General features: G+C 65.1%; 24 protein-coding genes. 5 read left to right on the forward strand and 19 right to left on the reverse strand.

Annotation, left to right across the window (positions count from 1 at the left end; genetic code table 11):
- Positions 1 to 61 precede the first annotated feature (61 nt).
- Entirely contained in the window at positions 62 to 517 is a 456-nt protein-coding gene (locus ACZ1JW_RS07085; protein ID WP_465142469.1) for a nucleoside deaminase, read from the forward strand.
- Here the strand turns inward: ACZ1JW_RS07085 and ACZ1JW_RS07090 are convergent.
- From ACZ1JW_RS07090 to ACZ1JW_RS07165, 16 genes are all read right to left on the reverse strand, one after another.
- Complete coding sequence (locus ACZ1JW_RS07090) at positions 514 to 1218, reverse strand: ribonuclease T2 (RefSeq protein ID WP_465142470.1); 705 nt, start codon at positions 1216 to 1218, stop codon at positions 514 to 516. The two genes, ACZ1JW_RS07085 and ACZ1JW_RS07090, sit on opposite strands and share 4 nt — an antisense overlap.
- Positions 1215 to 1658 carry a hypothetical protein gene (locus tag ACZ1JW_RS07095; RefSeq protein ID WP_465124214.1) on the reverse strand — a complete coding sequence of 148 codons (444 nt, stop codon included), beginning with the start codon at positions 1656 to 1658 and terminating at the stop codon, positions 1215 to 1217. The genes ACZ1JW_RS07090 and ACZ1JW_RS07095 overlap by 4 nt, the downstream gene beginning before the upstream one ends.
- An 81-nt stretch (positions 1659 to 1739) precedes the next feature.
- Positions 1740 to 2126 carry a hypothetical protein gene (locus ACZ1JW_RS07100; RefSeq protein WP_465124213.1) on the reverse strand — a complete coding sequence of 129 codons (387 nt, stop codon included), beginning with the start codon at positions 2124 to 2126 and terminating at the stop codon, positions 1740 to 1742.
- Between the two features lie 14 nt (positions 2127 to 2140).
- The gene (nadC, locus tag ACZ1JW_RS07105) at positions 2141 to 3007 is read right to left on the reverse strand and encodes a carboxylating nicotinate-nucleotide diphosphorylase (RefSeq protein ID WP_465142471.1); all 867 of its coding nucleotides are present in this window, start codon (positions 3005 to 3007) and stop codon (positions 2141 to 2143) included.
- 183 nt (positions 3008 to 3190) lie between these two features.
- Complete coding sequence (locus ACZ1JW_RS07110) at positions 3191 to 3988, reverse strand: LytR/AlgR family response regulator transcription factor (protein ID WP_465124211.1); 798 nt, start codon at positions 3986 to 3988, stop codon at positions 3191 to 3193.
- Between the two features lie 97 nt (positions 3989 to 4085).
- Positions 4086 to 5243, reverse strand: a complete 1158-nt coding sequence (locus ACZ1JW_RS07115; RefSeq protein WP_465124210.1) for a sensor histidine kinase — start codon at positions 5241 to 5243, stop codon at positions 4086 to 4088.
- Between the two features lie 43 nt (positions 5244 to 5286).
- Positions 5287 to 6084, reverse strand: a complete 798-nt coding sequence (locus tag ACZ1JW_RS07120) for a DsbA family protein (RefSeq protein ID WP_465124209.1) — start codon at positions 6082 to 6084, stop codon at positions 5287 to 5289.
- 10 nt (positions 6085 to 6094) lie between these two features.
- Positions 6095 to 7447 carry a M48 family metalloprotease gene (locus ACZ1JW_RS07125; RefSeq protein WP_465142742.1) on the reverse strand — a complete coding sequence of 451 codons (1353 nt, stop codon included), beginning with the start codon at positions 7445 to 7447 and terminating at the stop codon, positions 6095 to 6097.
- 49 nt (positions 7448 to 7496) lie between these two features.
- Positions 7497 to 8453, reverse strand: coding sequence for an alpha/beta hydrolase (locus tag ACZ1JW_RS07130; protein ID WP_465142472.1), 957 nt, complete (start codon positions 8451 to 8453; stop codon positions 7497 to 7499).
- A gap of 57 nt (positions 8454 to 8510) precedes the next feature.
- The gene (locus tag ACZ1JW_RS07135; RefSeq protein ID WP_465142743.1) at positions 8511 to 9860 is read right to left on the reverse strand and encodes a PAS domain-containing protein; all 1350 of its coding nucleotides are present in this window, start codon (positions 9858 to 9860) and stop codon (positions 8511 to 8513) included.
- An 89-nt stretch (positions 9861 to 9949) separates the two neighbouring features.
- Positions 9950 to 10822 carry an HpcH/HpaI aldolase/citrate lyase family protein gene (locus ACZ1JW_RS07140; RefSeq protein ID WP_465124207.1) on the reverse strand — a complete coding sequence of 291 codons (873 nt, stop codon included), beginning with the start codon at positions 10820 to 10822 and terminating at the stop codon, positions 9950 to 9952.
- A gap of 15 nt (positions 10823 to 10837) precedes the next feature.
- Entirely contained in the window at positions 10838 to 12106 is a 1269-nt protein-coding gene (locus tag ACZ1JW_RS07145; RefSeq protein ID WP_465142473.1) for an MFS transporter, read from the reverse strand.
- Positions 12106 to 12534, reverse strand: a complete 429-nt coding sequence (locus tag ACZ1JW_RS07150; protein ID WP_465124205.1) for a DUF2141 domain-containing protein — start codon at positions 12532 to 12534, stop codon at positions 12106 to 12108. Before ACZ1JW_RS07150 ends, ACZ1JW_RS07145 begins: the two co-directional genes overlap by 1 nt.
- Positions 12531 to 13241, reverse strand: a complete 711-nt coding sequence (locus tag ACZ1JW_RS07155; protein WP_465124204.1) for a sterol desaturase family protein — start codon at positions 13239 to 13241, stop codon at positions 12531 to 12533. Before ACZ1JW_RS07155 ends, ACZ1JW_RS07150 begins: the two co-directional genes overlap by 4 nt.
- A gap of 60 nt (positions 13242 to 13301) precedes the next feature.
- Positions 13302 to 14603 carry an acyl-CoA dehydrogenase family protein gene (locus tag ACZ1JW_RS07160; RefSeq protein ID WP_465142474.1) on the reverse strand — a complete coding sequence of 434 codons (1302 nt, stop codon included), beginning with the start codon at positions 14601 to 14603 and terminating at the stop codon, positions 13302 to 13304.
- Positions 14603 to 15922: a phosphotransferase gene (locus ACZ1JW_RS07165; RefSeq protein ID WP_465142475.1), complete on the reverse strand. Its 1320-nt coding sequence runs from the start codon at positions 15920 to 15922 to the stop codon at positions 14603 to 14605. The genes ACZ1JW_RS07160 and ACZ1JW_RS07165 overlap by 1 nt, the downstream gene beginning before the upstream one ends.
- 233 nt (positions 15923 to 16155) lie before the next feature.
- On the opposite strand from ACZ1JW_RS07165, the gene ACZ1JW_RS07170 reads away from it, so the two are divergent.
- A complete protein-coding gene (locus tag ACZ1JW_RS07170) occupies positions 16156 to 17124 on the forward strand; it encodes a serine hydrolase (RefSeq protein WP_465124200.1) in 969 nt (322 codons plus the stop codon).
- Positions 17125 to 17297: 173 nt separating this feature from the next.
- Here ACZ1JW_RS07170 and ACZ1JW_RS07175 read toward each other — a convergent pair whose 3' ends face one another.
- Entirely contained in the window at positions 17298 to 17486 is a 189-nt protein-coding gene (locus ACZ1JW_RS07175; protein WP_465124199.1) for a hypothetical protein, read from the reverse strand.
- Between ACZ1JW_RS07175 and ACZ1JW_RS07180 the strand changes: the two genes are divergently transcribed.
- Together ACZ1JW_RS07180 and polA are read left to right on the forward strand one after the other, a co-directional pair.
- Complete coding sequence (locus ACZ1JW_RS07180) at positions 17485 to 17712, forward strand: hypothetical protein (RefSeq protein ID WP_465124198.1); 228 nt, start codon at positions 17485 to 17487, stop codon at positions 17710 to 17712. The genes ACZ1JW_RS07175 and ACZ1JW_RS07180 overlap by 2 nt on opposite strands.
- 55 nt (positions 17713 to 17767) lie before the next feature.
- Positions 17768 to 20611, forward strand: coding sequence for a DNA polymerase I (gene polA, locus ACZ1JW_RS07185; RefSeq protein ID WP_465142476.1), 2844 nt, complete (start codon positions 17768 to 17770; stop codon positions 20609 to 20611).
- Between the two features lie 61 nt (positions 20612 to 20672).
- Here the strand turns inward: polA and ACZ1JW_RS07190 are convergent, their stop codons facing one another.
- Complete coding sequence (locus tag ACZ1JW_RS07190; RefSeq protein WP_465124196.1) at positions 20673 to 21383, reverse strand: hypothetical protein; 711 nt, start codon at positions 21381 to 21383, stop codon at positions 20673 to 20675.
- A gap of 181 nt (positions 21384 to 21564) precedes the next feature.
- Between ACZ1JW_RS07190 and ACZ1JW_RS07195 the strand changes: the two genes are divergently transcribed.
- Positions 21565 to 23073, forward strand: coding sequence for a YifB family Mg chelatase-like AAA ATPase (locus ACZ1JW_RS07195; RefSeq protein ID WP_465142477.1), 1509 nt, complete (start codon positions 21565 to 21567; stop codon positions 23071 to 23073).
- Here ACZ1JW_RS07195 and ACZ1JW_RS07200 read toward each other — a convergent pair.
- Positions 23070 to 23318, reverse strand: coding sequence for a GlsB/YeaQ/YmgE family stress response membrane protein (locus tag ACZ1JW_RS07200; protein WP_465124194.1), 249 nt, complete (start codon positions 23316 to 23318; stop codon positions 23070 to 23072). The genes ACZ1JW_RS07195 and ACZ1JW_RS07200 overlap by 4 nt on opposite strands.
- Positions 23319 to 23624: the final 306 nt, after the last annotated feature.

The following is a 23624-nucleotide window of genomic DNA, read 5'->3' on the forward strand; positions in this document are numbered from 1 at the left end:
ACGGAGCGAAGTCAAGGATTCGGAGTTTGAAAGCGACGTTCCGGCACCTATAGCCCGTGGCATGACCCGCTGGCCCCTGCCTGAACCGATGCGATTGGCTCTGGGTGAGGCTGCGCGGGCGGCTGGCGAGGGCGAAGTGCCGATCGGCGCGGTCGTGGTCAAGGACGGCAAGGTTGTTGCCACGGCTCACAACCAGCCTCGCGGCCTGTGCGACCCTACCGCTCATGCCGAGGTGCTGGCGATTCGCGCCGCTGCTGCAGTGTTGGGGCAGGAGAGGCTGGAGGGTTGCGACCTGTGGGTCAGCCTCGAGCCCTGCGCGATGTGTGCCGGTGCCATCGCCCATGCCCGTATCGCGCGGGTCTATTATGCCGCCAGCGATCCCAAGGGTGGTGCGGTGGAGCATGGGGCGCGGGTGTTCGAGCAGCCGACCTGCCTGCACCGGCCCGAGGTCTATTCCGGCATGGGCGAGGGTGAGGCGGCGGAACTGCTGCGCCGGTTTTTCCGCGAACGGCGCTAGAAGCTGCGCCAGATTTTCACCGGCACCGTATCTGCCGGGCCATTGCCGCCGGGGCAGCGCGCGGGCTTCATGCGGACCGAGTGGCAGACGTGAATCTCGCGCAGCCAGCCATCGCGGCCCAGCAGCAGGCGGATCATGTCGGGCTTGAGGCGCGGGTTGGCGATGGTCAGGGCCTGCCGGACCTTTCCTGCGTCCAGACCCTCGGTGCGCGAGAGGCGGGCCATGTCGGGGAACTGCATCGCCTGAAACAGCGCGCGGCCCTTGTCGAAGTAGGCCGCCGGGTCCTTGCTCATGCAAGTGCCGTGCTTGGCCCACTCGTGCAGCTGAAGCTCGGCAGAGGGCGTGGTGCAGAAGTTGCGGCGCAGGGTCTGCGCATCGGGCAGGCGGCGCGACGGGCAATACTGCGGATACTGGCCGCCCCTGCCATCGGGCCAGAGGCCGTGGAGCACGAAGCCGAAGCGGCCGTACTTGCCCGAACACTGCGTGGCGTGGCGCGGATCGTTCTTGCGCGTGCGGCAGAACTCGGGCGACCAGCTGATGGCCAGCGTGTAGCCCGTGGTCGGCACGATGCGCGGCGGGGCATCGGGCTCGGGCAGCGGCGGCACGCTGATTTGCGGCGGAATCTGGCACTGCCAGCCCTGTGCGAGGGCGGGCGTCGCCAGCAGGGCCAGCGGCAGTGTCAGCAGTCGAGCGAGGTTCATTCGAAGACGAGCGGGTCTGCCATTACGCCCTTGTTCGCGAACCAGCGCCGTGCATCCGGCAGGAACAGGCAGACGAGGGCGGCCAGTTGCACCAGTGCGGAAGCCAGCATCAGGATCGCGGTCAAAGGACTGATCAAACCGGAGACAGCATTGGCGAGGTTGAGCGGTACGCTGACAACGCTAAGCACGGTCAGCACCGTAAAGATCCACCGTGCGGCATTGCTGGCACGGGCCACGATCCTGAACCAGATCAGCGCGTAGATGCCGTAGCTGATCAGGCTCACGCCGATCAGGAACCACCAGCTGCCGAACATCCGCGTCGCAGGATCAGCCTGGAGAATGTCCTGCGAGGAGGTCCACGAAATCGCGGTCTGGACAAGACTGATTACCATCACGGCGATCAGCAGACGATGAAAGATCGTAATCGAACGTGGACGCATCGGGCAGCTCCCTTAAACTGCGGCCATGCTATCGCCTTCGCGCGAGGCGGGATAGCGATCTTGGTCACATGCCCCGAACGATTACGCGCGCTGCTTCAGCCATTGCGACGACGCAGGCACGAACATCAGCACGCCTGCCGCCAGCATCAGCAGGATCGCGATGACCGAGAAGATCGCGAAGGGTACGCCGATCATCAGGGCAACGGCGGGAATGCCGCCAAGGCCGATCAGGTCCAGCGCTATCACGGCTGCGAGGAACCAGCGTGCAATCGAGAACCGCCCGCGCGACACGGCAAGGGCGAGGCCGATGGCGACCAGCGCGTTGGCGAACGGGCCGATCAGCAACTGGTTGCGTCCGATCTCCAGAGCCGCCGCCATTGCGTCTGCGTGGATCACGATGTTGACGATGCGGATCAGCTGGCTGGCGATCACGCTGGCTTCGAACAGGCGGATGGTCGTGGGGCGCATGGGGCTGGTCCTGTTCAGGCAATCGGAGTGAAGTCGAGGCCGATATCGGCGGCGGGCGCGCTCTGGGTCAGGCGGCCGACCGAGACGTAGTCCACGCCCGAGGCTGCAATCGCGCCGATGGTGTCGAGCCGGACGCCGCCCGAGGCCTCGCAGGGCACGCGGCCCGCGACCAAGGCAACGGCCTCGCGCAAACGGTCAGGCCCCATGTTGTCGAGCAGCAGGCGCGTGGCACCGGCGGCGAGGGCAGGTTCGATCTGGTCGATGTGGTCGACCTCGCAGATCACGTCCCTGACGCCTGCGGACAAAGCGCGACGTACGGCCTCGGCCACGCCGCCTGCGACGAGGACGTGGTTGTCCTTGATCATCGCCGCGTCCCACAGGCCCATGCGGTGATTGGTGCCGCCGCCGGTGCGCACCGCGTACTTTTCGAGATGGCGCAGGCCGGGGATGGTCTTGCGGGTGTCGAGCAGCTTTGCGCTCGTGTCCCCCATGGCATCAACATACTGGCGGGTCAGTGTGGCGACGCCCGACAGGTGCTGGACGGTGTTCAGCGCGCTGCGCTCGCCGGTAAGCATTGCGCGGGCGTTGCCTTCAAGGCGCATCAGATCGGAGCCGGGCGCGACCTGTGCGCCTTCCTCGACGAGAATCTCGATCTTCATGTCCGGATCAAGCGTGCGGAAGAATGCAGCGGCAATCGGCAATCCGCAGACGGTGATCGCATCGCGGCTGTCCATCACGCCGGAAAAGCGAGCGTCTGCCGGGATAACGCTTTCACTGGTCACGTCATGCCCGCCGCCGGGCAGGCCTTCGCCCAGATCTTCGGCAAGCGTTGCGGCGACGAAGGCTTCAAGATCGAAACCGGGAATGGAGAAGTCGGTCATGCGGCGGACTTACCCATGCGTGGACAACGTGTCGAGTGATCGCACCGCGCCGCTATTTTTCTGTTTTTCGCAAAGACGCAGAGGGAAAAGAGATCGCAGAGAAGAAGCGCGTCATCTTTGCGCTCTTCCGTTCTTCTTCGCGTCTCTGCGAGAAACAGGAAAGTCTGCGGCGCTATCGACCACTCAGTGAACGAAGCGTGCCACCACATCGCGGTAGGAGCGCGACACCTTCACCTCGGCGCCGCTCTCGAGCACGAGGAAGCATTCGCCATTGGTGTGCGGTTTGACCTGGCGCACCTGATCGAGATTGACGATCTTCGAGCGGTGCACACGCTGGAACACGCGCGGGTCAAGGCGGCGCTCAAGGTCCTTCATCGTCTCGCGCAGGATCAGCGAATTGTCGCCGGTGTAGATGCACATGTAGTCGCCTGCGGCTTCGATGCGCTCGATCGTGTCGACATCGACGCGAAAGATCTTGCCGCGATCCTTGATGTTGATGAGCTTTTCGAAGCGCCCGGCCACCGGCTCGCCCTCGTCCTCGATCTCGGGCATGGCACCGGGCGCGACTTCGGCGAGCACGGTCTTGAGCTTGTCGGCCTCTTCGCGTCCGCGCTTTTCCGAAAGGCGTGTGCGGGCGCGGTCAAGCGCGTCGGCAAGGCGGTCTTCCTCGACCGGCTTGAGCAGGTAGTCGACCGCGTTGGCCTCGAACGCCTTGATCGCGTGTTCGGAATAGGCGGTCACGAAGACGAACAGCGGCGGGTCGATCTCCATCACGCCCTTGACCACCGAGAAACCGTCAAACCCCGGCATCTGGATGTCACAGAAAACGAGGTCAGGCTTTTCGGTCTTGATCTTGCGGATGGCCTCGCGCCCGTTCGAGCAGGTGTCGATCACTTCGACATCGGGGAAGGCCTGGAGGCGGAGCTGCAGCCCCTGGATGGCCAGTTTCTCGTCGTCGACGAGGATCGTGCGGATGGTCATGCGGTTCCCTTATGGATCACGTTGCGCCCCCGAAACGGTCCCCCCGTTGGAGATTGCCTGATGGCAGGACGGGTAAAGCGGCAGTCGGTTCCCGCTTTCATGCGCCGACCCCCACGCCGATCATGCCAGAACGCCGGACAGGAGTGGCCGGGACCGGCTCTGCCTTCGCCTCGAACGGCAGTTCGAGCACGACCTGGAAACCCCCTTCCGGGCGGTTGGAGATGTCGAACCGCTGGTTCTCGCCATAGGCCTGAACTAGACGATCGCGGATGTTTGCAAGTCCGATGCCGGTGCTGTCGCTGCTCACGCCAAACACGCTTGAAGGATCGGTGCCCGGTGGCAAGCCCGGTCCGGTATCGGACACGGTGACCCGCAGCATCGGGCCGACGAGTTGCGCCTCCACGGTAATTTCCGCGCCATATTCCATCGGGCTGACGGCATACTTGATCGCGTTCTCGACCAGCGGCTGCAGCAACAGCGAGGGCATCAGCCCGCTGCGCACGGCATCGTCGATGCGGAATTCGGTGCGCAGCCGCTCCTCGAAGCGCATCCGCTCGATATCGAGGTAGAGCTTCAGCGTCTCGATCTCCTGCGCCACAGTCACCCGCGCGGTCGGCTCGTTGACCAGCGTGTAGCGCAGGAACGAGGACAGGCGCGAAAGCATCGCGTTGGCAGGCTCGGTCTGCTTGAGCAGGACCAGCGTGGAGATCGAATTCAGCGTGTTGAACAGGAAGTGCGGGTTGAGCTGGTAGCGAAGCATGGCCAGCTGGGCAGAGGTTGCCTGCGCTTCGAGCCGCATCAGCTGGTCGTTCTGCTCTTCCACCTGCAGGAAGAAGTTGATCGCGTAATAGAGGCCGGTCCACGAGATCACGAGCGTAAGGTCGAGGTAGAACACGCCGAGGAACAGCTGCGCGAAGCTGGCATCGCCGCCCTGCCGGTAGAGGCTGATCACCCATGAATCGATGAAGGCATAGAGGCCCACCGCGACCGACATCGCGATGGCCGTCACACCCCAGGTCACGATCGGCCGCCGGTTGATCAGCGCGCGGTAGATCACAGAGAGGATCAGCGAGATCGAGAAGCCGGTGATCGTGGCGATCACCACGATGACGAGGAATGACCACGGCTGCGCATTGGCGATGGAGGACATCGCACGCAGCAGCATCGCGCCGCCCCAGCCCATGAACTGCAGGCGCCAGAAGGCTCGGTTCTTGTTGCCGAAGAACGGCGTTGGTCTGAACGGCAGCGCGGCCATGAAAAGGTTTGTAACCGTTCGAAGGGGGCTAGGCTAGTGCGACCTAACCCTTGCGTGCGGCATCGATTGCGGCCTGCAGGTCTTCGGCGGGGACGGCACCGTGGACCAGCTGGTCGCCGATGATCCATGCGGGCGTTCCGTTGATGCCGAGCTGGCGGGCCATCTGCAGGTTGCGCTTGAGCTCTTCCTCGACATCGGGCCGCGCGGCAAAGCTGCGTGCGGCGGCAAGATCCAGCCCGGCAACGCCAGCTGCAGCTGCAATGCTCTCGTCCGAAGGGCGCGCGCCCTCGAACATCGCCTTGTGGTAGGCCGGGTACCGCCCTTGCGCGGCGGCGGCGAGGGCCATGCGCGCGGCGGGCGCGCTTTCGGGCGCGATGATCGGCAGTTCTCGCACGACGACGCGCAGATCGGGATTCTTCGCGATCAGGCCATCGAGCGCCTTCACGCTCTGGCGGCAATAAGTGCAGGCAAAATCGGTGAATTCGACCAGCGTGACCTTGCCGTTCGGGTTGCCGAGGACCGCGCCGGGGAATGGCGTTTCGAGCGCGCCGCGCATCGGAGCGATGCGGGCCGAGGCTTCCCGCTCCTGCAGGCGTTCCATCGCTTCGGGCAGGACTTCGGGGTGTTCGAGAATGTAGGAGCGCACCAGCCCTTCGATGGCGGCGCGTTCCTTGCCATCGATCCCGGCGCTGGCGAGCGAGGCTTCAAGCTGGGCGTCCTCGCTTTGCGTGGCAGCGATCGAGCGGTGCTCGTACCACCAGCCCAGAGCTGCGCCTCCTGCGGCGAAAAGCAGGGCTACGGCGGCAAATGCACCGAGGCGGCGGGGTTGGGTCTCTGACATTGTGTGGTGCCTAGCGCGATTTCTTCTGGCGTTCCATCATCGCGCGGGCCGACATCGCAATGTCCTGCGCGCGGAGCCAGTCGGGCGTGCCCTTGGGCAAGGCGCTTTCGGCTGCTTCGGCACTTCGCACGGCCTCGCCCAGTTGCATGTTCATCAGCTGCTGCTCGGCGCTGGCAAGCCGTGCGCGGGGGATGTCGCCCTTGGCCTCGTAGACCACGCCGAGCTGGTACCATGTGAACGGGTTGTCCTTGTCGCGCGCGACCGAGGTCTTGAGCACCTTCTCGGCCTCGGCAAAGTTGTCCTTGTCCTCTGTGGCGATCAGGGCATGGCCGAAAGTGGTGGCGATCAGCGGCTCGTTGTTGGTCATCTGCGTCGCCTTGCGCAGCGGCTCGACCGCTTCGGCGGGGCGACCCGATTCCAGCAGGATCTGCCCTTCCAGTTCAAGGAAGTAGGGGTTGGCAGGATCGCTGGCGATAAGCGCCTTGGTCTCGTCCAAAGCCTTGTCGACGAAGGCTTCCTTGTGGAAGGCATAGGCCCGGGCGTAGCGCGCGGGAACGTCGGTCAAGTATTCGGGATAGGCGCGCAGCGTGTCTTGCGGCTCGGCCAGATAGCCATAGAGCTTGGCCTTTACCCGCAGGAACCGGGCCTGCAGCTCCGCAGGCGGCGGGGTGTTCCACGCCGGGTCCTTCTCGTAGGTGTCCTGCAGCGTGGTCAGGCGGTCTGCGGTCATCGGGTGGGTGCTGTAGAACTCCGCATCGGGATTGCTGCGACGGCTGAAGCCGTAGCGGAATTCCTGATTCTGCAGCTTCTTGAAGAATTCGATCGAGCCGCGCCCGGAAATGCCGGCCTTGGACAGGAACTGCGCGCCCGCCGCGTCGGCCGAGCTTTCCTGCGCGCGGCTGAAAGCGAGGAACTTGCCCAGTGCTGCCTGCTGCCCGGCCATGAACACGCCAAGCGCCGCGTCGGGCGATCCCGCTGCGGCAGCCAATCCGCCGAGCAGCAGCGAAAGCACGGTGATGCCGGTTGCGGGCTTGAGGCCTTCGTCGAAGCGGATGACGTGGCCGCCGGTGATGTGGCCGAGTTCGTGGGCGATCACGCCCTGCAGCTCGTTCACGTTGTCGGCCGCGCCGATGAGTCCCGAATGGATGTAGATCGCCTGTCCGCCCGCGACGAAGGCGTTGATCGAGCCGTCGTTGAGCAGGATCAGGTCAACCGCATTGGGATTGAAGCCCGCCGCCTTGAAGATCGGGGCCGAGGCATCGCGGAACAGCGCTTCGGTCTCGGCATCACGCAGCACCGATTGCGCGGTGGCCGGCTGCAGGCACAGCGACAGCGCCACGAACGCCGCGACAAGGCGGCTCAGGAACGTCGTCAGGAATGGGGCAGAGCGTTTGCGCGTCACGATGGCGGGACTATCCGCCCTGCGCCTGAACCGCAACTGAAGGTGCCGTCACCTTCGTGAGGAATGGCAGCACTGCGTCGAGCGCGCGGGTGTCGCGCGTGAAGGGGCGGGCGAACATCATGATTATCATCTCGTGGCTGACGCCATCGAGCAGGACCGGCTGCGTCGGCGCTCCGGCTTCGGTCATCCGCCGCGCAAGGGCCTTGGAGTTGCGCGGCTTGACTCGCGTGTCGGCATCCCCGGTGACGAGCAGCAGCGGTGGCGCACCGGCATGGGCGAAGTTGACCGGCTGGGTCATCGACGGATCAGGCGCATCGCCGAAGCTGTGGATCGTGGCGGGAGTATCGAACGGCAGGAAATCGAACGGGCCTGCCAGCGAGACCGTGCCGCGAATGATGCTCGTCTCGAGGCCGACGGCCTTGAGCCACTGCGGGTCGAGCGAGAGCATGACCACGTTATAGGCCCCGGCAGAGTGGCCCATCAGGGCAAGCCTTGCCGGATCGCCACGGAACCTGGCCGCATTGTCGTGCACCCAGCGTACTGCGGCGGCACCGTCTTCGAGCATCGCGGGATACTTCGCCTGCGGGTAGAGCCGGTAACCAGCGAGCACCACGGCATAGCCGCGCGCGCAGAGAGTGCGGGCGATGAAGCGGTAGTCGTGGGGATCGCCGCTCGACCATCCGCCGCCGTGGACGAACATGACGATCGGCAAGGTGCCCTTGGTGCCCTGCGGCACGAACATTTCGAGCTTTTGCGCCGGGTCGTTGCCAAACTGGGCCTGCGCCACGAGCTGGATCGCACCATCGCCCCCATTGAGCAGCCTGTCGGCCCCGTCGAGCACGGCGACAGCGTTGTTCTCCAGGGCATGTCGGAAGGCAAAATACCCGACGAGCCCTAGCAGGACGAGGCATGTCGCCGTCCAGCCGATCCAACCCATGCGCCACTTGCCCTTCGTCGTGCTTGTCATGCGGCAAGGGCTAGCAGGCAACCGCTATGTCGCAAAGCGGTCGCAGGGGCATATGCGCTAGCCGATAAGGTGGCGTGCGGCGCGCTCGAACAAGGCGGCATCGTCGGCCAGGTCACCGAGCGCTACCACTTCGCCATTTTCCAGACGCCGCACGAGGACCAGGGCGAATTCCACGCCCTCGGGCGGCGCAATCTCGCTGACCTTGCGCGAAGGCAGGGCGCGCAGCGATTCGGTCAGGGCCTCGGGCCCGCGTTTGGCCAGAGCCTTGCCGGCTTCCTCGCGGCGCAGGCGGCGCTCGGCATTGATCACGCCCTTGAGGCCGCCGGGTGCTTCGGACAGGTACTGGCCCAGTTCGCCGCGGGCGAGGCTGATCCGCTGGGCATGGGTCAGGGCGGTGGCGTATTCGGTGAGGCGGGTCTTGTCGTAGTCTGCGCCGAACACGAGCTTGACGACCGGGGTCATCGGCGCGCGTTCCTGCATGGTCAGGCCTGCGTCCTCGAGCAGTTCGGCAAACTCTTCCGGCTCGCCCTGCGCGGCCAGCGCGAAGTCCCATGCCCGGCCGATGGCGGCGTAGAGCGCGCTGCGGGTGCGGTCCTCGCTGGAATTGGCGACAAGCGCCATCTCGCGCGCCGATACCAGCCAGTCGGCCAGCGATTCGGGTTCCGGCGTGTCTTCGGCCGGAGGCATCGGGAAGATGTCTTCGTCGAGCCCGAAGGCGGGTTCGGGGAAGGCATCGAGATCGAGCGCGGCAGGGCCATCGGCCCAGGCATCGCTGGGTGCGATCAGCGGGCGGCGTGGCTGCTGCTTGATCGGGGCCGTGTCGAGCGCCTGACCGATTTCCAGCAGAAGCTCGTCGGTCGTCGCCTGATCGGCCAGCTCCTTCCAGTTGATCGCGCCCATGATGTAGTCGATCTTCGACCCGTCGGACGAGAACGGCAGCAGGATGCCGCGATAGAGAATCGTGCGGCCGTGCTGGTTTACGAATTCGGCCTCGAACCCGATCGGCGCCTGATTGGCGATGATCTGCATGTAGTGGTCGGTGATGCGCGAGAGCAGCGAACGCCCCGGAACCTGGCTCAGCCGCTCGATCGAGCTTTCGGTGCCGCATTCTTCGCCCAGTTTCGTGCCAAGGAACGTGATCGCGGGATCATCGATGCCTTCGTCGAAGTGCAGCAGCACCAGATTGTCGGCGAAGTCTGGGTAGTGGCCTGCCAGCAGCGAGGCGACCGGCGGGAACGAATTGTCGCCCAGCAGGCCTGCCCAGTAGTTGTAGGCGCGCACCTGCATGCGGCGCTCGTCCTGGCCGACAACCGGGGGCGGCGCTTCGCTGGCCGCGTCATCTTCGAATCCGGCCAGATCGAGTTCCGCCTCGACGCTGTCACGGTCAATTCCACGCAAAGTATCCATCACGCTCACCAGATCCCATTTGTCGGGAACTGGTCTGGCGCAACTTTGTGAAGAAGTGCTTAAGTTGCGCCAATGCGGCTTGCGGCAGGTTACCGGGCAGCGATGGCAGCTGCCGTGGCAAGCAGCTTTTCGGCTTGCGCAAGATGCAGAAGTTCCACCATTTTTCCGTTCAGGCGCAAGGCGCCACGGCCTGCGTTGGCAGGATCGGCAAAGGCCGCGACAATTGCCTCCGCTTCGGCGACATCGGTGGCGGTCGGTGCGAAAATGCGATTGCAGGGTTCAAGTTGCGCGGGGTGAATGAGGGTCTTGCCATCAAACCCCGAATCGCGCGCCTGCTCGCACTCCGCTTCGAGCCGGGCCGTGTCGTCGATCGCGTTGCAGACGCCATCAAGGATGACGAGGCCGTGCGCGCGTGCGGCGAGGACGGCAATGGTCAGCACGGGAAGGAACGCTCCACGCCCCGGTAGCTGGGCAATGCCGCTGTCCTTGGCCAGATCGTTGAGGCCGAGCACGAAGCCCGCCAGCCGGGTGCGACCTGCACAAGCCGCAATGCGTTCAAGCGCCAGCACCGCGCGCGGCGTTTCGATCATCACCCACAGCGCCACGTCTGCGGAAAAGCCTGCAGCGTCCATGGCATGCGACAGTGCCTCGACATCGCCTGCGTCATCGACTTTCGGCGCAAGGATCGCTTCGACCGGGGCTGAGGCAAGGGCGGTCAGATCGTCGTGCCCCCACGGTGTCGACAGGGCATTGATCCGGGCAATCAGCCTGCGGTGGCCGAACCCTCCGGCTTGTGCCTCCGCGACCAGTGCGGCGCGCGCATCGGCCTTTGCTTCTGGCGCAACCGCATCTTCCAGATCGAGCGCCACCGCATCGCAATCGAGGCTGCGCGCCTTGGCGATGGCGCGCGGGTTGCTCGCGGGCATGTAGAGCAGCGAGCGCAGGGGGCGGGCGTCGGTCATCGTGGGCTCCGGCTATCAGCGTCTGGCATCGGGGACGGCATCGAGCCGCCCTTCCTCGCGCGTCGGCATAGGCGCAAAAAAATGCATGGCAAGAGACAGGACCAGCCAGCCTGCCGCAAAGTGCAGCGCGGTCGTCAGCGAGGACAAGTCTGCCACGCTGCCCCATGCCCAGGCGCCTAGCGCCATGCCGCCGAAGGTCACAGCCTGATAGATTGAGAGACAGCGGCCAAGGATGTCTTCAGGGCTGCGCAACTGCATCGCGACGTTGAGGCTGGTCATCGCGCTGGCCCAGCCCATCCCGCCGATGAAGGCTGCGCCAACTGCCACAGGCACGCTGGTCGCAGAGGCCATCAGCAGCAGCGCCGCGGCGAAGATGACGGTTGCGGCCGTCACCACCGCTTCGCTCCCAAGCCGCCGGCGCACCTTGGAAATCCACAGCGCCGTCACGATCGAGCCGATGCCGAAGCCGCCGAGCATCAGCCCGTAGTCCAGTTCGCTGCCCTTCAGCACGTCGCGCGCAATGCTCGGCATCAGAGCCTGCAGGCCAGCTGCGCCGAAGCCGATGGCAAAACCGCGCAGCAGCACCTTGCGGATTGGCAAGGAGGCTGCACAGAAGCGGATGCCGCGTCCAATCGCAGCCATCATCGGCTCGCGCATCGGCGGAAGCGATTCCGGACGCCAACGTGCCAGCACCACGATCATCCCGACGTAGCTGACCGCATTAAATGCGAAGGCAAGGCTCGTGCTCCACAACGAGATGAGAATGCCGCCAAGTGCCGGTCCAACGCTGCGGGCAAGGTTGAACGAAATGGCGTTGAGCGAGATCGCCTGTGGCAAGTCGGCCCGGTCCACCTGCAGGCGCACCGAGGCCTGCCACGCGGGGCCGTTGAGCGCGGTGCCCATGCCCACCATGAGCGTCAGCACCAGAAGCGACAATGGACCGATGTTGCCGGTATAGGACAGGACCGCGAGCGCGGCCGAGACGACGAGCATCCCGCTTTGCGCGGCGAGCATCACGCGGCGGCGGTCGTAATTGTCGGCAATCGCGCCGGCGAACATCCCCAGCAGCAGGATGGGAATCGTGGCCGATGCCTGCACCAGCGCAACGAGCACATGCGACCGTGTAAGCTCGGTCATCAGCCAGGCCGCACCGACCGACTGGATCATCGAACCGATGTTCGAGAACAGGTTCGCGGTCCAGATCGCGCGGAAGGTGGGATAGCGGAATGGCGCGAGTGCGCTCCCTGAAGGCTTGGTTTCCGGTGGGACTTGCGCTTCTGGCACTACAGGTATCGGACTTTCATCTTCATGCGAACGGGCGCGCCGCCGGTGACGTCAAAGGCTGCCGCTTCGAACTTGGGCGCCGACATCCGGACCGGTGCATCGCGCGAGAAGCCGAAGCCTTCCTTTGGCAGGAACAGCGTCTTGTCCATCTTCTTGTTCCCGTTCTCGTCATGGAGGAGAACGATGGCGTAGCGCCCCGGCATGACATCGCGGATCACCAGCGGGCCGGGCTGGTCCGCTTTCATCGATGCGGTGCGGCGATTGGGGTCCTTGTCGCAGCCTTCGGGAAAGAGCTTGGGGTTGGCGCTCATGCACAGCCAGACCATGCCCTTGGTGTTGCGAAGTCCGGTCAGGTCCACGGTGATCGTGGTCGGCGCTGGAGCATTGCCTGCAAGCAGCAGGGCCAACAGGATGGAGGAGCGCTTCATGGTGCGGACAGTCCCTTGTCTGTGCCGCACAGCCGGTCCCAGTGGCGAAAGTAGAGACCGTAGTTGCAGCGATATTGCTCGTGATGGCGATGGTGGTGGCTTGCCGTTATCAGCCAGTTCCCTGCCCGGGAATGAACAAGCCAGCCGGGGAACATCTCCCAGCCCATGTGATTGGTCACGCCCATCACCGTCATCACCAGCAGAACCAGCCCCAGCATCCCGGCATGGATCGGGATGACGAAAACCAGCGCAGGGATCAGCAACGAGACGATGGCCGCCTCGATGGGGTGGAAGTTCATCGCCGCCCATGCTGTTGGCGGGCGGCTGGCGTGGTGAATCGCGTGGATGTGCCGGAACACCACCGGGCGGTGCATCCAGCGGTGGGTCCAGTAGAACCATGTGTCATGGATCAGCAGGTAGAGCAGCAGCGAGACCGGCATCCACCACAGCGGATAGCTTTGCGGATCGGTGTAGATCCGGGTCCAGCCGCGCTGCTGCCAGCCCCACGCGACGACGCCGGCGGGCACGCCATAGATGGCCGCCGTGGCAAGGCTCCATGTGATTTCCGAGCGAATCTGGCGCTCCAGCCCGGTGTAGTGGCCGGGGCGGACCTTGTGCGTGGCCCATGCGAACAGGCCGCTGGTGATCAGGTAGCGCACCGCGACGATCACGGTCATGGCAATCGCCGAGGCAAGGACGCTGTTCATCGCGGCTGCTATGCCAAGCTTTGGCAGGCGAGGACAGCCCTGCCTTGGGGCAGCGCCCCTTTAACCGAACTGGCCCTTGCGCGGTCCGAGGTAGCCGAACAGGAACGCGCCCACCTTGCGCATCTGGATTTCCTCCGCGCCCTCGGTGATGCGGTAGCGGCGGTGGTGGCGGTAGATGTGTTCGAACGGCTTGTGCCGCGAATAGCCGATGCCGCCGTGGACCTGCATCGCGCGGTCTGCCGCTTCGCAGACCAGCCGATTCGCCCAGTAGTTGCACATCGAGACCTTGTCGGACAGTTCGCGCTCGATCCGCTTGTGCCCGCCCTCTTCGGCTTCGAGCTGGTCCATCGCCCAGGCGGTCTTGCGGATCAGCAGGCGCAGCATCTCGCACTGGGTGGCGAGTTCCACCAGCGGAAACTGAATTGCCTGATTGCGGGCCAACTCCTCGCCGAACGGCTTGCGCTCGCGCGCATAACGCACCGATTCCTCGACGCAGAAGGTCGCCGCACCAAGCGATGACGCCGCCTGCCGGATGCGATTCTGGTGCACGAAGCTCTGCGCGATGGCGAGGCCGCCGCCGATGGGACCGAGGATTGCGGATTCAGGCACCCAGACATTGGTGAACGACACGCGGGGATGGTCGGTCGGCATGTTGAAGGTCCACAGGTATTCCTCGATGACAAGACCTTCGGTGGGATTGGGCACGAGGAAGCAGGTGATCCCGCGTGCATCGCCGTTCTCGCCACTGGTGCGGGCGAAGGTGGCGCAGTGGGTCGCCACGTGCATGCCGGTGGTCCACATCTTCTCGCCATCGATACGCCAGCCGGGCACGCCATCGCGAGTCTCGGGCACGGCGCGGGTTTCCATGTGGGTGGCATCCGAGCCGTGGTTCGGCTCGGTCAGGCCGAAGGCGGTGCGGCGGGTGCGGGCGAAGCCGCCGTTGATGAATTCTTGCTGCTGTTCAGCCGTGCCGAAATGCTCGAACATGTTCACGAACGGAAAGTTGCCGACGATCGAATGCTCGTTCTGTAGGTCGTTGTGCAGGCCAAGGCCCTTGGCGGCAAAATGCTCGCGGATCACGGCCATCCACAGGTTCTGGCCGTCCTTGCCGCCGTACTTCTTGGGCGCTGAGAAGCGCCAGTGTCCGGCGGCATCGGCGAGGCGGGTCGCCTCGACCAGCAGCGCCTCCCATTCGTGGCGGGGCAGGCCCCCGTTGTCGAAATCGGTGCGCGCCCATTCGCGGCGGTGGTCGAAGAAGCGGATGTTGTCGTCCGCCTGCTCGAGCGGCTTGATCTCGGCCTCGATGAAGGCATCGAGTTCGGCAAGGTAGGCGACGAGATCGGCGGGAAGATCGAAGTCCATCAGTGGTGCTCCCAGAGCTTGGCTGCGGCGGCAAGCGCCGGGTACTTGGGCATGTCGGCCGTGAGCGTGGAAAGCACGCGGGTGCGCAAGGTGGCGAGCAGGCCGGGGGTGGCGAGCGACTTGCGCCCTGCCAGCAGGTCATCGGCAAGCGCCTTGTCTGCAGGATTGGCACGAACTGCGAGTTCACGACGGACGATGCCCAGCGCATTCTGTGCGACCGCGAGTTCCCAGCGCTCGCGCCCGGCCAGCTTCTCTTTCACCGTTGCGGCAAGCCATTCGGAGACCGCGGTGAGAATTTCAGCTGCTGAAGGTTCGCCATTGCCCGCGTTCGGGACAGGGTCAGGGGTTGGCAATGGCCTGTCCCGCTCCACTTCCGGCGCTTCGCTTTCCAGCAGTAGCAGGAGGTCGAGCTCCTGTTCGGCGCAGCGGCGTGCCACGACCACGCGTTCGAGCGACCTGTCGGTGCCTTCGCGCCAGGACCGGCCCATCGCCAGACAACCCAGCGCCCACCACACGGTGCGATAGACCAGCCAGAAGCGGAACCGGGCCGCGTCGAACGGCTCGCCACCTGCAGACTCATAGGCACGGGCGAGACTGGTGACATCGGTCAGGCCGAAGCCCTGTTTGTCCAGCCGACCGAAGCGCCAGACGGTCATGCAGCCATAAGCGAGGTCTTCGTGGCCATCGCCAAGGTGTGCCAGCTCCCAGTCGAGCACGCCCGAAAGGCGCCCGTTCTCGACCATGAGATTGCCGATGCGGAAATCGCCGTGGACCACTACCAGTGGAGCGGGCGGGGGAAGGTTGGCGCGCAGCCAGGCGAGACCGAGTGCGATGACCGGCCGGTCCCCGCCAGCATCCGCAAACTGCTGTGCCAGCCCCTCCACGCCATCGGCGGGGAGCAGGCGCGGCAGGAATTCCAGCCCAGCGGGATCGAGCGCGTGAATGCCTGCCATCGCCTTTGCGAGATCGTTTGCAAGGTCCGGAGGGGAGGTGAGGGCCACTTCAGGATCGGCTGTGCCCGGCAGGCAGCGCATGATGAAGCCGATGCCCAAGGCGTCTTCGGCTGCAAGTTCGGCCACGACTTCGGGTGCGCGGACGCCTGCGGCATGGGCACGGCGGATCAGTTCGGCCTCGCCCGCCATGTTCAGCGCTCGCCCCGCGATCCATTCCGCCGAAGGTGCGCGGCGCAGGACGAAACGCGCATCGCCACAGCCGAACACCCACGATTCCATGTTGGCGCCGCCCGACAGCCGCTGCAGTCCGCTGATCGGACCCACCACGCCTGCGCGCGCCATGACGGCTTCAAGCAGCCCTTCCATTGCATCTCCAGCTCCGGCGTCACGGCGCCGGTTGAAGACACTATCCTTAACCGATCGATTAAAGTCCAGCGCGAATCGGCAGGGCGAACATGCGGGTCTCAATCCGGTTCCCGACATTGCGCCAACCTGCGCATCAGGCGCGCCGAGGTGCTCGGAAAGGCACTTTGCCAACGATTCGCAATGCGTTACTTACGTTAAAGACGGATAAACCGGGGTCGGGGTACAGCAAGGGCATGAAGTTCCGCACCGCTAGAATCATCGCTGCACTCATGGTCGCAGCTCCCGCGCTCGTCGCTACCGTCCCTGCGGTGCAGAGCCGGGCGACGCTGACCCAGCAGGACCAGCGCGATCTCGCGATCCAGCAGCAGGTCGCAGCCATCGCCGCCGAAGGGCGCGGCCGCATCGGCGTTGCCGCGATGGATCTTGACGGGGGCGGACAGATCTTCGTGAATGCGGACATGCCGTTCCCCATGGCCAGCACGGCCAAGGTGGCAGTTGCCGCCACGTTCCTTGATCAGGTTGAAAAGGGCACGTTCCGGCTCGACCAGCAGTTTCCGATGATGATCCCGGTGCGGGAAACGGGAGCGCGGAGCGCGGAGGCACCACTCCGTTCAGGCAGCGTGATGACAGCGCAGAGCCTGATGGAACTGATGATCACGCGCAGCCACAACGAGGCGACCGACGGGCTGATCCATGCAGTCGGCGGGTATGAGAAGGTCAACCGCTGGCTTTCGGCCAAGGGGATCGTCGGTCAGCGGTTGGATCACACCATGGCCACGCTGGTCCGCGACGATGGCAGGGTAGATCCGGCTCGCGTGATCGACGTGAAGACGTCGAGCACGCCGCGCGCCATGCTCGCGCTGCTCTCTGCAATCGACAGGGGCGGTGCCCTGAGCCCCGAAAGCCGTGCCGTCCTGCTCGATACGATGACCCGGACCAGCACCGGCAAGAACCGCATCCGGGCGGGCCTCCCCGAAGGTACGCTGGTTGCGCACAAGACTGGCACGCTCGCCGGAGTGACTGACGATGTGGGCATCGTTCGCCTGCCCGACGGGCGTCATCTTGCGGTAGTGTTCTTCGTCACCGGGCCTGAAGGGCATGCCGCCCATGCCGGTCTCATCGCGCGGATGATGCGCACGATCTATGACGGTTACAGCGCGCCGCTTGCCAAGAGCACGCAGGACCTTGTCCGCCGCCGCTGATGCGTTTCCCAAGTTCGGGTAACTGACGCAGGGAACGTCTCCCTCGAAGGCGTTGTCATGCGTGGGACGCGTTCTGGCGCTACGTCGTCATCACAAGGCCAGAAAAGCGAAAGGGGCGCGGTCCGAAGACCACGCCCCCTCTATCTCGTGTAACCTGCCCTTGCGGGCGGGAATTACATCGAAGCAGCTTCGCTCGCGTCAGCGGCGGCTTCCGAAGCGGTGCCCGAAGCGTCAGCAGCGACGTCGGTTGCAGCGTCGGTTGCTTCAACAGCAGCTTCGGTGGCTTCAGCAGCCGGCTTTTCCGAGCAGCCAGCGAGAGCGAAGGCGGTGCCGGCGACAGCGGCGAGGATGAGCTTGCGCATGCGTTACAATCCCTGGATTGAAGTGAACAGCGCCGGGCAAGCAGCCCGCCGCAAAGCCTACTCAGCCGGTAGACTTCGCGACCCAATTAATCGGCAATTCATCGCGTTGCAAGCACAAGACGTAAGCATTCTGTCGCAGGCTGCGTCCTGTGCGGCCCGCTATGCCTTTTTTTTGCCGGATTTCCGTGCGTTGAGCCGACCTGCGCATACGTCGGAACGTTGCTGAGAGTTCCTCCTGCAACCCCCATGACGCAGCCCTCCGGCCCTGCTAACACCTTCCGATGGACGAAAAGCAGCATCTCTATCTGGTCGACGGGTCGGCCTACATCTTCCGCGCCTACCATCGCCTGCCGCCCCTGACGAATCCGGCGGGAACGCCCGTCGGAGCAGTCTACGGCTACACGACGATGCTGTGGAAACTGGCAGAGGATCTGCACAAGGCCGATGGCCCGACGCACCTCGCGGTGATTCTCGACAAGGCCGGTACCTCGTTCCGCAACGATCTTTACGACCAGTACAAGGCCAACCGTCCCCCGCCGCCCGAGGACCTGGTCCCGCAGTTCCCGCTGATCCGCGATGCGACACGGGCGTTCAGCCTCGCCTGCATCGAGGAAGACGCCCTCGAGGCTGACGATCTCATCGCCTCCTACGCCCGCGCCGCCACGCTGCGCGGCTGGGACGTCACGATCGTCTCGTCCGACAAGGACCTGATGCAGCTTGTCGGCAAGTGCGGCACAGGCGGCGGCTGCGTCGATATGCTCGACACGATGAAGAACCTGCGCATCGATGTGCCCGAAGTGGTCGAGAAGTTCGGCGTCCCGCCCGAGAAGGTCGGCGACGTCCTCGCCCTGATGGGTGATTCGGTCGACAACGTGCCCGGAATCCGCGGCATCGGCCCAAAGACCGCGACGAAGCTGATTCAGGAACACGGAGATCTCGAATCAGCCCTTGCCGCCGCGCCGACGATGAAGCCGGGCAAGCTGCGCGAAAGCCTGATCGAGCAGGCGGACATGGCGCGTCTCTCGCGCGTGCTGGTCCAGCTCAAGGAAGACTGCCCGCTGCCGATCCCGATCGAAGACTTCGCGCTTGGCCAGATTCCCCGCGAACCATTGGCAGCCTTCCTCGAAGAGCATGGCTTCACCAGCCTTCTGCGCCGCCTCGATGACGGCAAGGGCAGCCCGGGTCCGAAGACGCAGCTCAATCCCGCCAAGCCCGAGAACAAGGCGGCGGCCCCCGCCACGACGCAGGACGGCAATCGCCAGCCACTGCCCACGTGGCCCGCGCCCGATCTCTCGACTTATGCCTGCATACAGTCGATCGGCGAGCTCCAGCAGTGGATCGCGCGTGCCTTTGCCGCGCGGGTTGTGGCGGTCGACACCGAAACAAGCGCGCTTGATGCGATGCGCGCCGATCTGGTCGGCGTAAGCCTTGCGCTTGGCCCCAACGATGCCTGCTACATTCCGCTCGGACACGGCGGGCAGGACATGTTCGCGGAAAAGCCGGTGCAGGTGGATCGCGCCGAAGCGCTTGCCGCGCTGAAGCCGCTGCTGGAAAGCGATGCGGTGCTCAAGGTCGGCCAGAACATCAAGTACGACCTCAACATCCTTGCCCGACATGGCATCATGGTCGCGCCCATCGACGATACCATGGTGATGAGCTTCTGCCTCGATGCGGGCCGGGGCGAAGTGGGCCTTGCCGGGCACGGCATGGACGAATTGTCCGAACGGCACCTGCTGCACACCACGATGAAGTTCAAGGATCTTTGCGGCACGGGCAAGAAGGCGATTTCCTTCGCCGAAGTGCCACTGGCGGATGCCACGCGCTATGCCGCCGAAGACGCTGACGTGACCTGGCGCCTCCACCGCCTGTTCCAGCCCCGGCTGGTGGAGGAGGGCGGCATGCGCATCTATCAGAAGGTTGATCGGCCGCTCGTGCCCGTCGTCGCGATGATGGAGCGCAACGGCATCAAGGTCGATCGCGAGCGCCTTGCGGGGCTCTCGTCCGAATTCGCCACCCAGATCGCCCGCCTCGAAGGCGTGATCCACGAAGCGGCGGGCATGGCATTTACCATCGGCAGTCCCAAGCAGCTTGGCGAAGTGCTGTTCGACAAGCTTGGCTACAAGGGCGGCAAGAAGGGCAAGACCGGCCAGTATTCGACAGACCAGTCGGTGCTCGAAGGCCTTGCCGCGCAAGGGGCCGAAGTCGCCACGCTGGTGCTGGAATGGCGCCAGCTGTCCAAGCTGAAATCGACCTACACCGATGCACTGCAGGCCGCGATCAACCCCGATACCGGGCGCGTCCACACCAGCTACAGCCTTGTCGGGGCACAGACCGGACGCCTCTCGTCCAACGAGCCGAATCTCCAGAACATCCCGATCCGCACCGAGATCGGGCGCCAGATTCGCGATGCTTTCGTGGCAGAGCCCGGAAACGTGCTGCTTGCCGCCGACTACAGCCAGATCGAGCTGCGCCTCGCCGCGCACATGGCCGATGTCCCGGCGCTCAAGGAGGCTTTCGCTGCTGGCGAAGACATCCACGCGCGCACTGCGATGGAGATGTTCGGCACGGTGGACCGCGATACGCGCGGCCGCGCCAAGACGATCAACTTCGCCATCCTCTACGGCATCAGCCGTTGGGGCCTTGGCGGACGTCTCGGCGTCAGTGCGGACGAGGCTCAGGCGATGATCGACCGCTACTTCGAACGCTTCCCCGGCATCCAGCGCTACATCCACGAGACGCTCGAGAGCGTGCGTGAGTGCGGCTATTCGCAGACGCTGTTCGGCCGCAAGACGTGGTTCCCGCGCATCAACTCCAAGAACCAGGCCGAGCGCCAAGGCAGCGAGCGCGCCGCGATCAACGCGCCGATCCAGGGTACCAGTGCCGACATCATCAAGCGGGCGATGGCCCGCATGATGCCGGCTCTGACCGAAGCGGGGCTGGGCCACGTGAAGATGCTGCTGCAGGTGCACGACGAACTGGTGTTTGAACTGCCCGAGGCAGACGTGGCTGCGGCAAAGCCTGTGATCGAGCGGGTGATGGCGACGGCGGCAGAACCAGCGGTCAAGCTCACCGTGCCGCTGGGCGTGGAAATCGGCACCGGCCTGTCATGGGGCGCGGCGCACTAGGCCCATCTTTCTCCCCTCCCGCAAGCGGGAGGGGCTAGGGGTGGGCATCGGCGACAGCCGATCAGTTCAGCGCCGCGTACCGCGCCAGATCGTCAGTACCAAGCGTCAGGACCTGCTCGTTCGGCACCGAGTTGGTCAGCGCATAGAACGCCGCTGCCTTGTCCGCCGCCAGTCCCATCTCGCGATAGTAGTCGAGATAGGCACGGTTGACCGGGGCAGAGGCTGCAAAGTCGTCGGGTTCGTGCCCGTCCTCGTCGATCCACGAATGGACCATGAATTCGGCGTCAGGAGCGGCGCTGCGGCTCGCGCCTGCCAGAAACAGTTCGACCGCACCTGAGCGCACCGATCCGTGGTCGGGCACATGCGTGGCGATGCCCTGCGCGCGGATCATCCGGCCAAGGCGCAGATTCGCGAAATCGTCGACCGTGCCGGGGCAATCGGGCATTTCCAGCACGCGGATGCCGGGAAAGGCGCGCAGCATCTTCTGGAAGTCGGTGGGGGAATAGCTGTCGGTCTCGGCCACCAGCGCCGCGCGATTGCCGTCGAGCACCTCGAACGGCCCGAAGCTCGCCACGCCCTTCACATCAGCGAGGGCAGGGGTGAGAGCGGGGCCGACAAGGCGCTCCGATCCCGGCTCCTCGACTTCAACGACCGTCGTCTCGGTCCAGGTGACGCCGTTCTCGACCCATGACCGCGTGGAGACCTCGCGCGCCAGCACAGGCTGGCACACGAGCAGCGCGCAGAGTGCAGGCAAGGCGAGGCGGCGCAGCATAGTCTTAAGCTTTCCGCCCGACCGGATTGCCGAATTGCCAAGGAACGGGGTTAAATTCGGTTCACCGTGTTTTCTGTAGAGCGGTTCCGCCCGGGATGCCTCGGAAATGGCAGCATCCCGGCCCCAAGACCCGCCCGAAGGCGCTACGATCCGTATTGTCCCTTATCGGGCAGGAGGATGCATGGTCGCGCTGGTATCGACGGTTGCCTATCTCGGGCTCGAGGCGCGCGCGGTGGAAGTGCAGTGCCAGGTCGCCCCCGGCCTCCCCGCGTTTCGCGTCGTCGGCCTGCCGGACAAGGCCGTGGGCGAAAGCCGCGAACGGGTGTCCTCTGCGCTCTCCGCGCTCGGCCTTGCCCTGCCGCCCAAGCGGATCACCGTGAACCTCTCCCCGGCGGACCTGCCCAAGGAAGGCTCGCACTATGACCTGCCGATTGCGCTCGCGCTGCTGGCAGCCATGGGCGTGGTCGATCTCGAACAGATCGCCGATTACGTGGCGGTGGGCGAACTGGCACTCGACGGCCGGGTGCTGCCGTCGCCCGGCGTGTTGCTGGCGGCATTGCACGCCAGTGGCGAGGACAAGGGCCTGATCTGCCCCGCCGCACAAGGGCCCGAGGCGCGCTGGGCCAGCGGGATTGACGTGATCGCCGCGCCCGACCTGATCGGCCTGCTCAACCACCTCAAGGGCACCAGCCGCCTGCCGCAGCCCACACAGGGCGTGGCAGACCCGCCCCGCCGCATGGCCGATCTCAAACAGGTGAAGGGGCAGGAAACCGCCAAGCGCGCGCTGGAGATTGCTGCGGCTGGCTCGCACAACCTGCTGATGTCAGGCCCGCCCGGTGCCGGAAAGTCGCTGCTGGCCTCGTGCCTCCCCGGCATCCTGCCCGAACTGACCCCGGCAGAGGCGCTCGAAGTCTCGATGGTCGCCTCGGTCGCGGGCACGCTTGAGGACGGGCGGATCAGCCGGGCCCGTCCTTTCCGCGCGCCCCATCACTCCGCCTCGATGGCGGCGCTGACGGGTGGCGGGCTGAAGGTCCGTCCCGGGGAGGTCAGCCTTGCCCATCTCGGCGTGCTGTTCCTCGATGAACTGCCCGAATTCCAGCGCGTGGTGCTTGATTCCCTGCGCCAGCCTCTCGAAACCGGCGAGGTCACCGTGGCCCGCGCCAATGCCCATGTCACCTTCCCGGCGCGGGTCCAGCTGATTGCCGCGATGAACCCTTGCCGCTGCGGACACCTTGGCGATCCCGCGCTCGGCTGCAGCCGGGCCCCGCGCTGTGCTGCGGATTACCAGTCAAAGGTCTCAGGTCCCCTGCTCGATCGCATAGACCTCCACGTCGAAGTCGACCCCGTGTCAGCCGCAGATCTTGCCCTGCCGCCGCCCGCTGAAGGTTCGGATCAGGTGGCCGCGCGCGTGGAGCGGGCAAGAGCGGTGCAGACAGCCCGCCTCGAAGGTACAGGCATGCGCAGCAACGCCGAACTGAATGGGGATCTGCTCGACGCTCACGCCACGCCGGACGAGCCGGGTCGCAAGCTGCTGGCCCAAGCCGCCGAAGCGATGCGCCTTTCCGCGCGCGGCTATACCCGCATGTTGCGCGTCGCCCGCACCATCGCCGATCTGGCAGGCGTGGAGACGGTGGGCCGCATTCACGTAGCCGAAGCACTCAGCTACCGGCGGGTCGCGCCTCGTGCTTAAAGATTCCGCCCGAGGAAGATCAGCAGCATCGCCCCCACCACCGATGCAAGGCACCCGGCCCGATTGACGCCCTCGCCGAACGTACCGCCCGATTTCCAGCTGGCGAACACGCCCGCAACCAGCGCACCGCCCACTCCGAGCAGGATTGTCTTGAGCAGGCCGATGTCCACGGCACCAGGATAGAAGAACCGCGCCAGCACGCCGACGACCAGACCGGTGAACACGATCGAGACAAGATTCAGCACACGCGCACTCCATTCCTGTGGACACCACATATGGTGGCGGTTGACCGGTTCTTGTCCACAATTTGCTGAGCTGCGTGAAAAATATTTCGACGAACGTCATTTGCCACTTGAAGTGCCGCTCTTCCCACGCGTCGCTGCACTGCAGCATGGCATTTCGAGCGACGAAGCGAATCGGGCGTGCGACGAATCGAGTCCTAGTCCGGACGTTTACCCTCTTGTGTCTGATTCCGGTTGAGGCACTATAGGTTGTGGTCGGGCTTCAGGGGGACCTCTAAACCTAGTTTAGAGCGCTTGGGCGTGTTTTGC

Source organism: Novosphingobium sp. BL-A-28-Hi1-0D, from assembly GCF_055521755.1.

Bases quoted from the DNA above. Each gene is read 5' to 3' on its own strand.
- ACZ1JW_RS07085 (WP_465142469.1), top strand. From the start codon at position 62: ATGACCCGCTGGCCCCTGCCTGAACCGATGCGATTGGCTCTGGGTGAG.
- ACZ1JW_RS07090 (WP_465142470.1), bottom strand. From the start codon at position 1,218: ATGAACCTCGCTCGACTGCTGACACTGCCGCTGGCCCTGCTGGCGACG.
- ACZ1JW_RS07095 (WP_465124214.1), bottom strand. From the start codon at position 1,658: ATGCGTCCACGTTCGATTACGATCTTTCATCGTCTGCTGATCGCCGTG.
- ACZ1JW_RS07100 (WP_465124213.1), bottom strand. From the start codon at position 2,126: ATGCGCCCCACGACCATCCGCCTGTTCGAAGCCAGCGTGATCGCCAGC.
- nadC (WP_465142471.1), bottom strand. From the start codon at position 3,007: ATGACCGACTTCTCCATTCCCGGTTTCGATCTTGAAGCCTTCGTCGCC.
- ACZ1JW_RS07110 (WP_465124211.1), bottom strand. From the start codon at position 3,988: ATGACCATCCGCACGATCCTCGTCGACGACGAGAAACTGGCCATCCAG.
- ACZ1JW_RS07115 (WP_465124210.1), bottom strand. From the start codon at position 5,243: ATGGCCGCGCTGCCGTTCAGACCAACGCCGTTCTTCGGCAACAAGAAC.
- ACZ1JW_RS07120 (WP_465124209.1), bottom strand. From the start codon at position 6,084: ATGTCAGAGACCCAACCCCGCCGCCTCGGTGCATTTGCCGCCGTAGCC.
- ACZ1JW_RS07130 (WP_465142472.1), bottom strand. From the start codon at position 8,453: ATGACAAGCACGACGAAGGGCAAGTGGCGCATGGGTTGGATCGGCTGG.
- ACZ1JW_RS07135 (WP_465142743.1), bottom strand. From the start codon at position 9,860: ATGGATACTTTGCGTGGAATTGACCGTGACAGCGTCGAGGCGGAACTC.
- ACZ1JW_RS07140 (WP_465124207.1), bottom strand. From the start codon at position 10,822: ATGACCGACGCCCGCCCCCTGCGCTCGCTGCTCTACATGCCCGCGAGC.
- ACZ1JW_RS07150 (WP_465124205.1), bottom strand. From the start codon at position 12,534: ATGAAGCGCTCCTCCATCCTGTTGGCCCTGCTGCTTGCAGGCAATGCT.
- ACZ1JW_RS07155 (WP_465124204.1), bottom strand. From the start codon at position 13,241: ATGAACAGCGTCCTTGCCTCGGCGATTGCCATGACCGTGATCGTCGCG.
- ACZ1JW_RS07160 (WP_465142474.1), bottom strand. From the start codon at position 14,603: ATGGACTTCGATCTTCCCGCCGATCTCGTCGCCTACCTTGCCGAACTC.
- ACZ1JW_RS07165 (WP_465142475.1), bottom strand. From the start codon at position 15,922: ATGGAAGGGCTGCTTGAAGCCGTCATGGCGCGCGCAGGCGTGGTGGGT.
- ACZ1JW_RS07170 (WP_465124200.1), top strand. From the start codon at position 16,156: ATGAAGTTCCGCACCGCTAGAATCATCGCTGCACTCATGGTCGCAGCT.
- ACZ1JW_RS07180 (WP_465124198.1), top strand. From the start codon at position 17,485: ATGCGTTACAATCCCTGGATTGAAGTGAACAGCGCCGGGCAAGCAGCC.
- ACZ1JW_RS07175 (WP_465124199.1), bottom strand. From the start codon at position 17,486: ATGCGCAAGCTCATCCTCGCCGCTGTCGCCGGCACCGCCTTCGCTCTC.
- polA (WP_465142476.1), top strand. From the start codon at position 17,768: ATGGACGAAAAGCAGCATCTCTATCTGGTCGACGGGTCGGCCTACATC.
- ACZ1JW_RS07190 (WP_465124196.1), bottom strand. From the start codon at position 21,383: ATGCTGCGCCGCCTCGCCTTGCCTGCACTCTGCGCGCTGCTCGTGTGC.
- ACZ1JW_RS07195 (WP_465142477.1), top strand. From the start codon at position 21,565: ATGGTCGCGCTGGTATCGACGGTTGCCTATCTCGGGCTCGAGGCGCGC.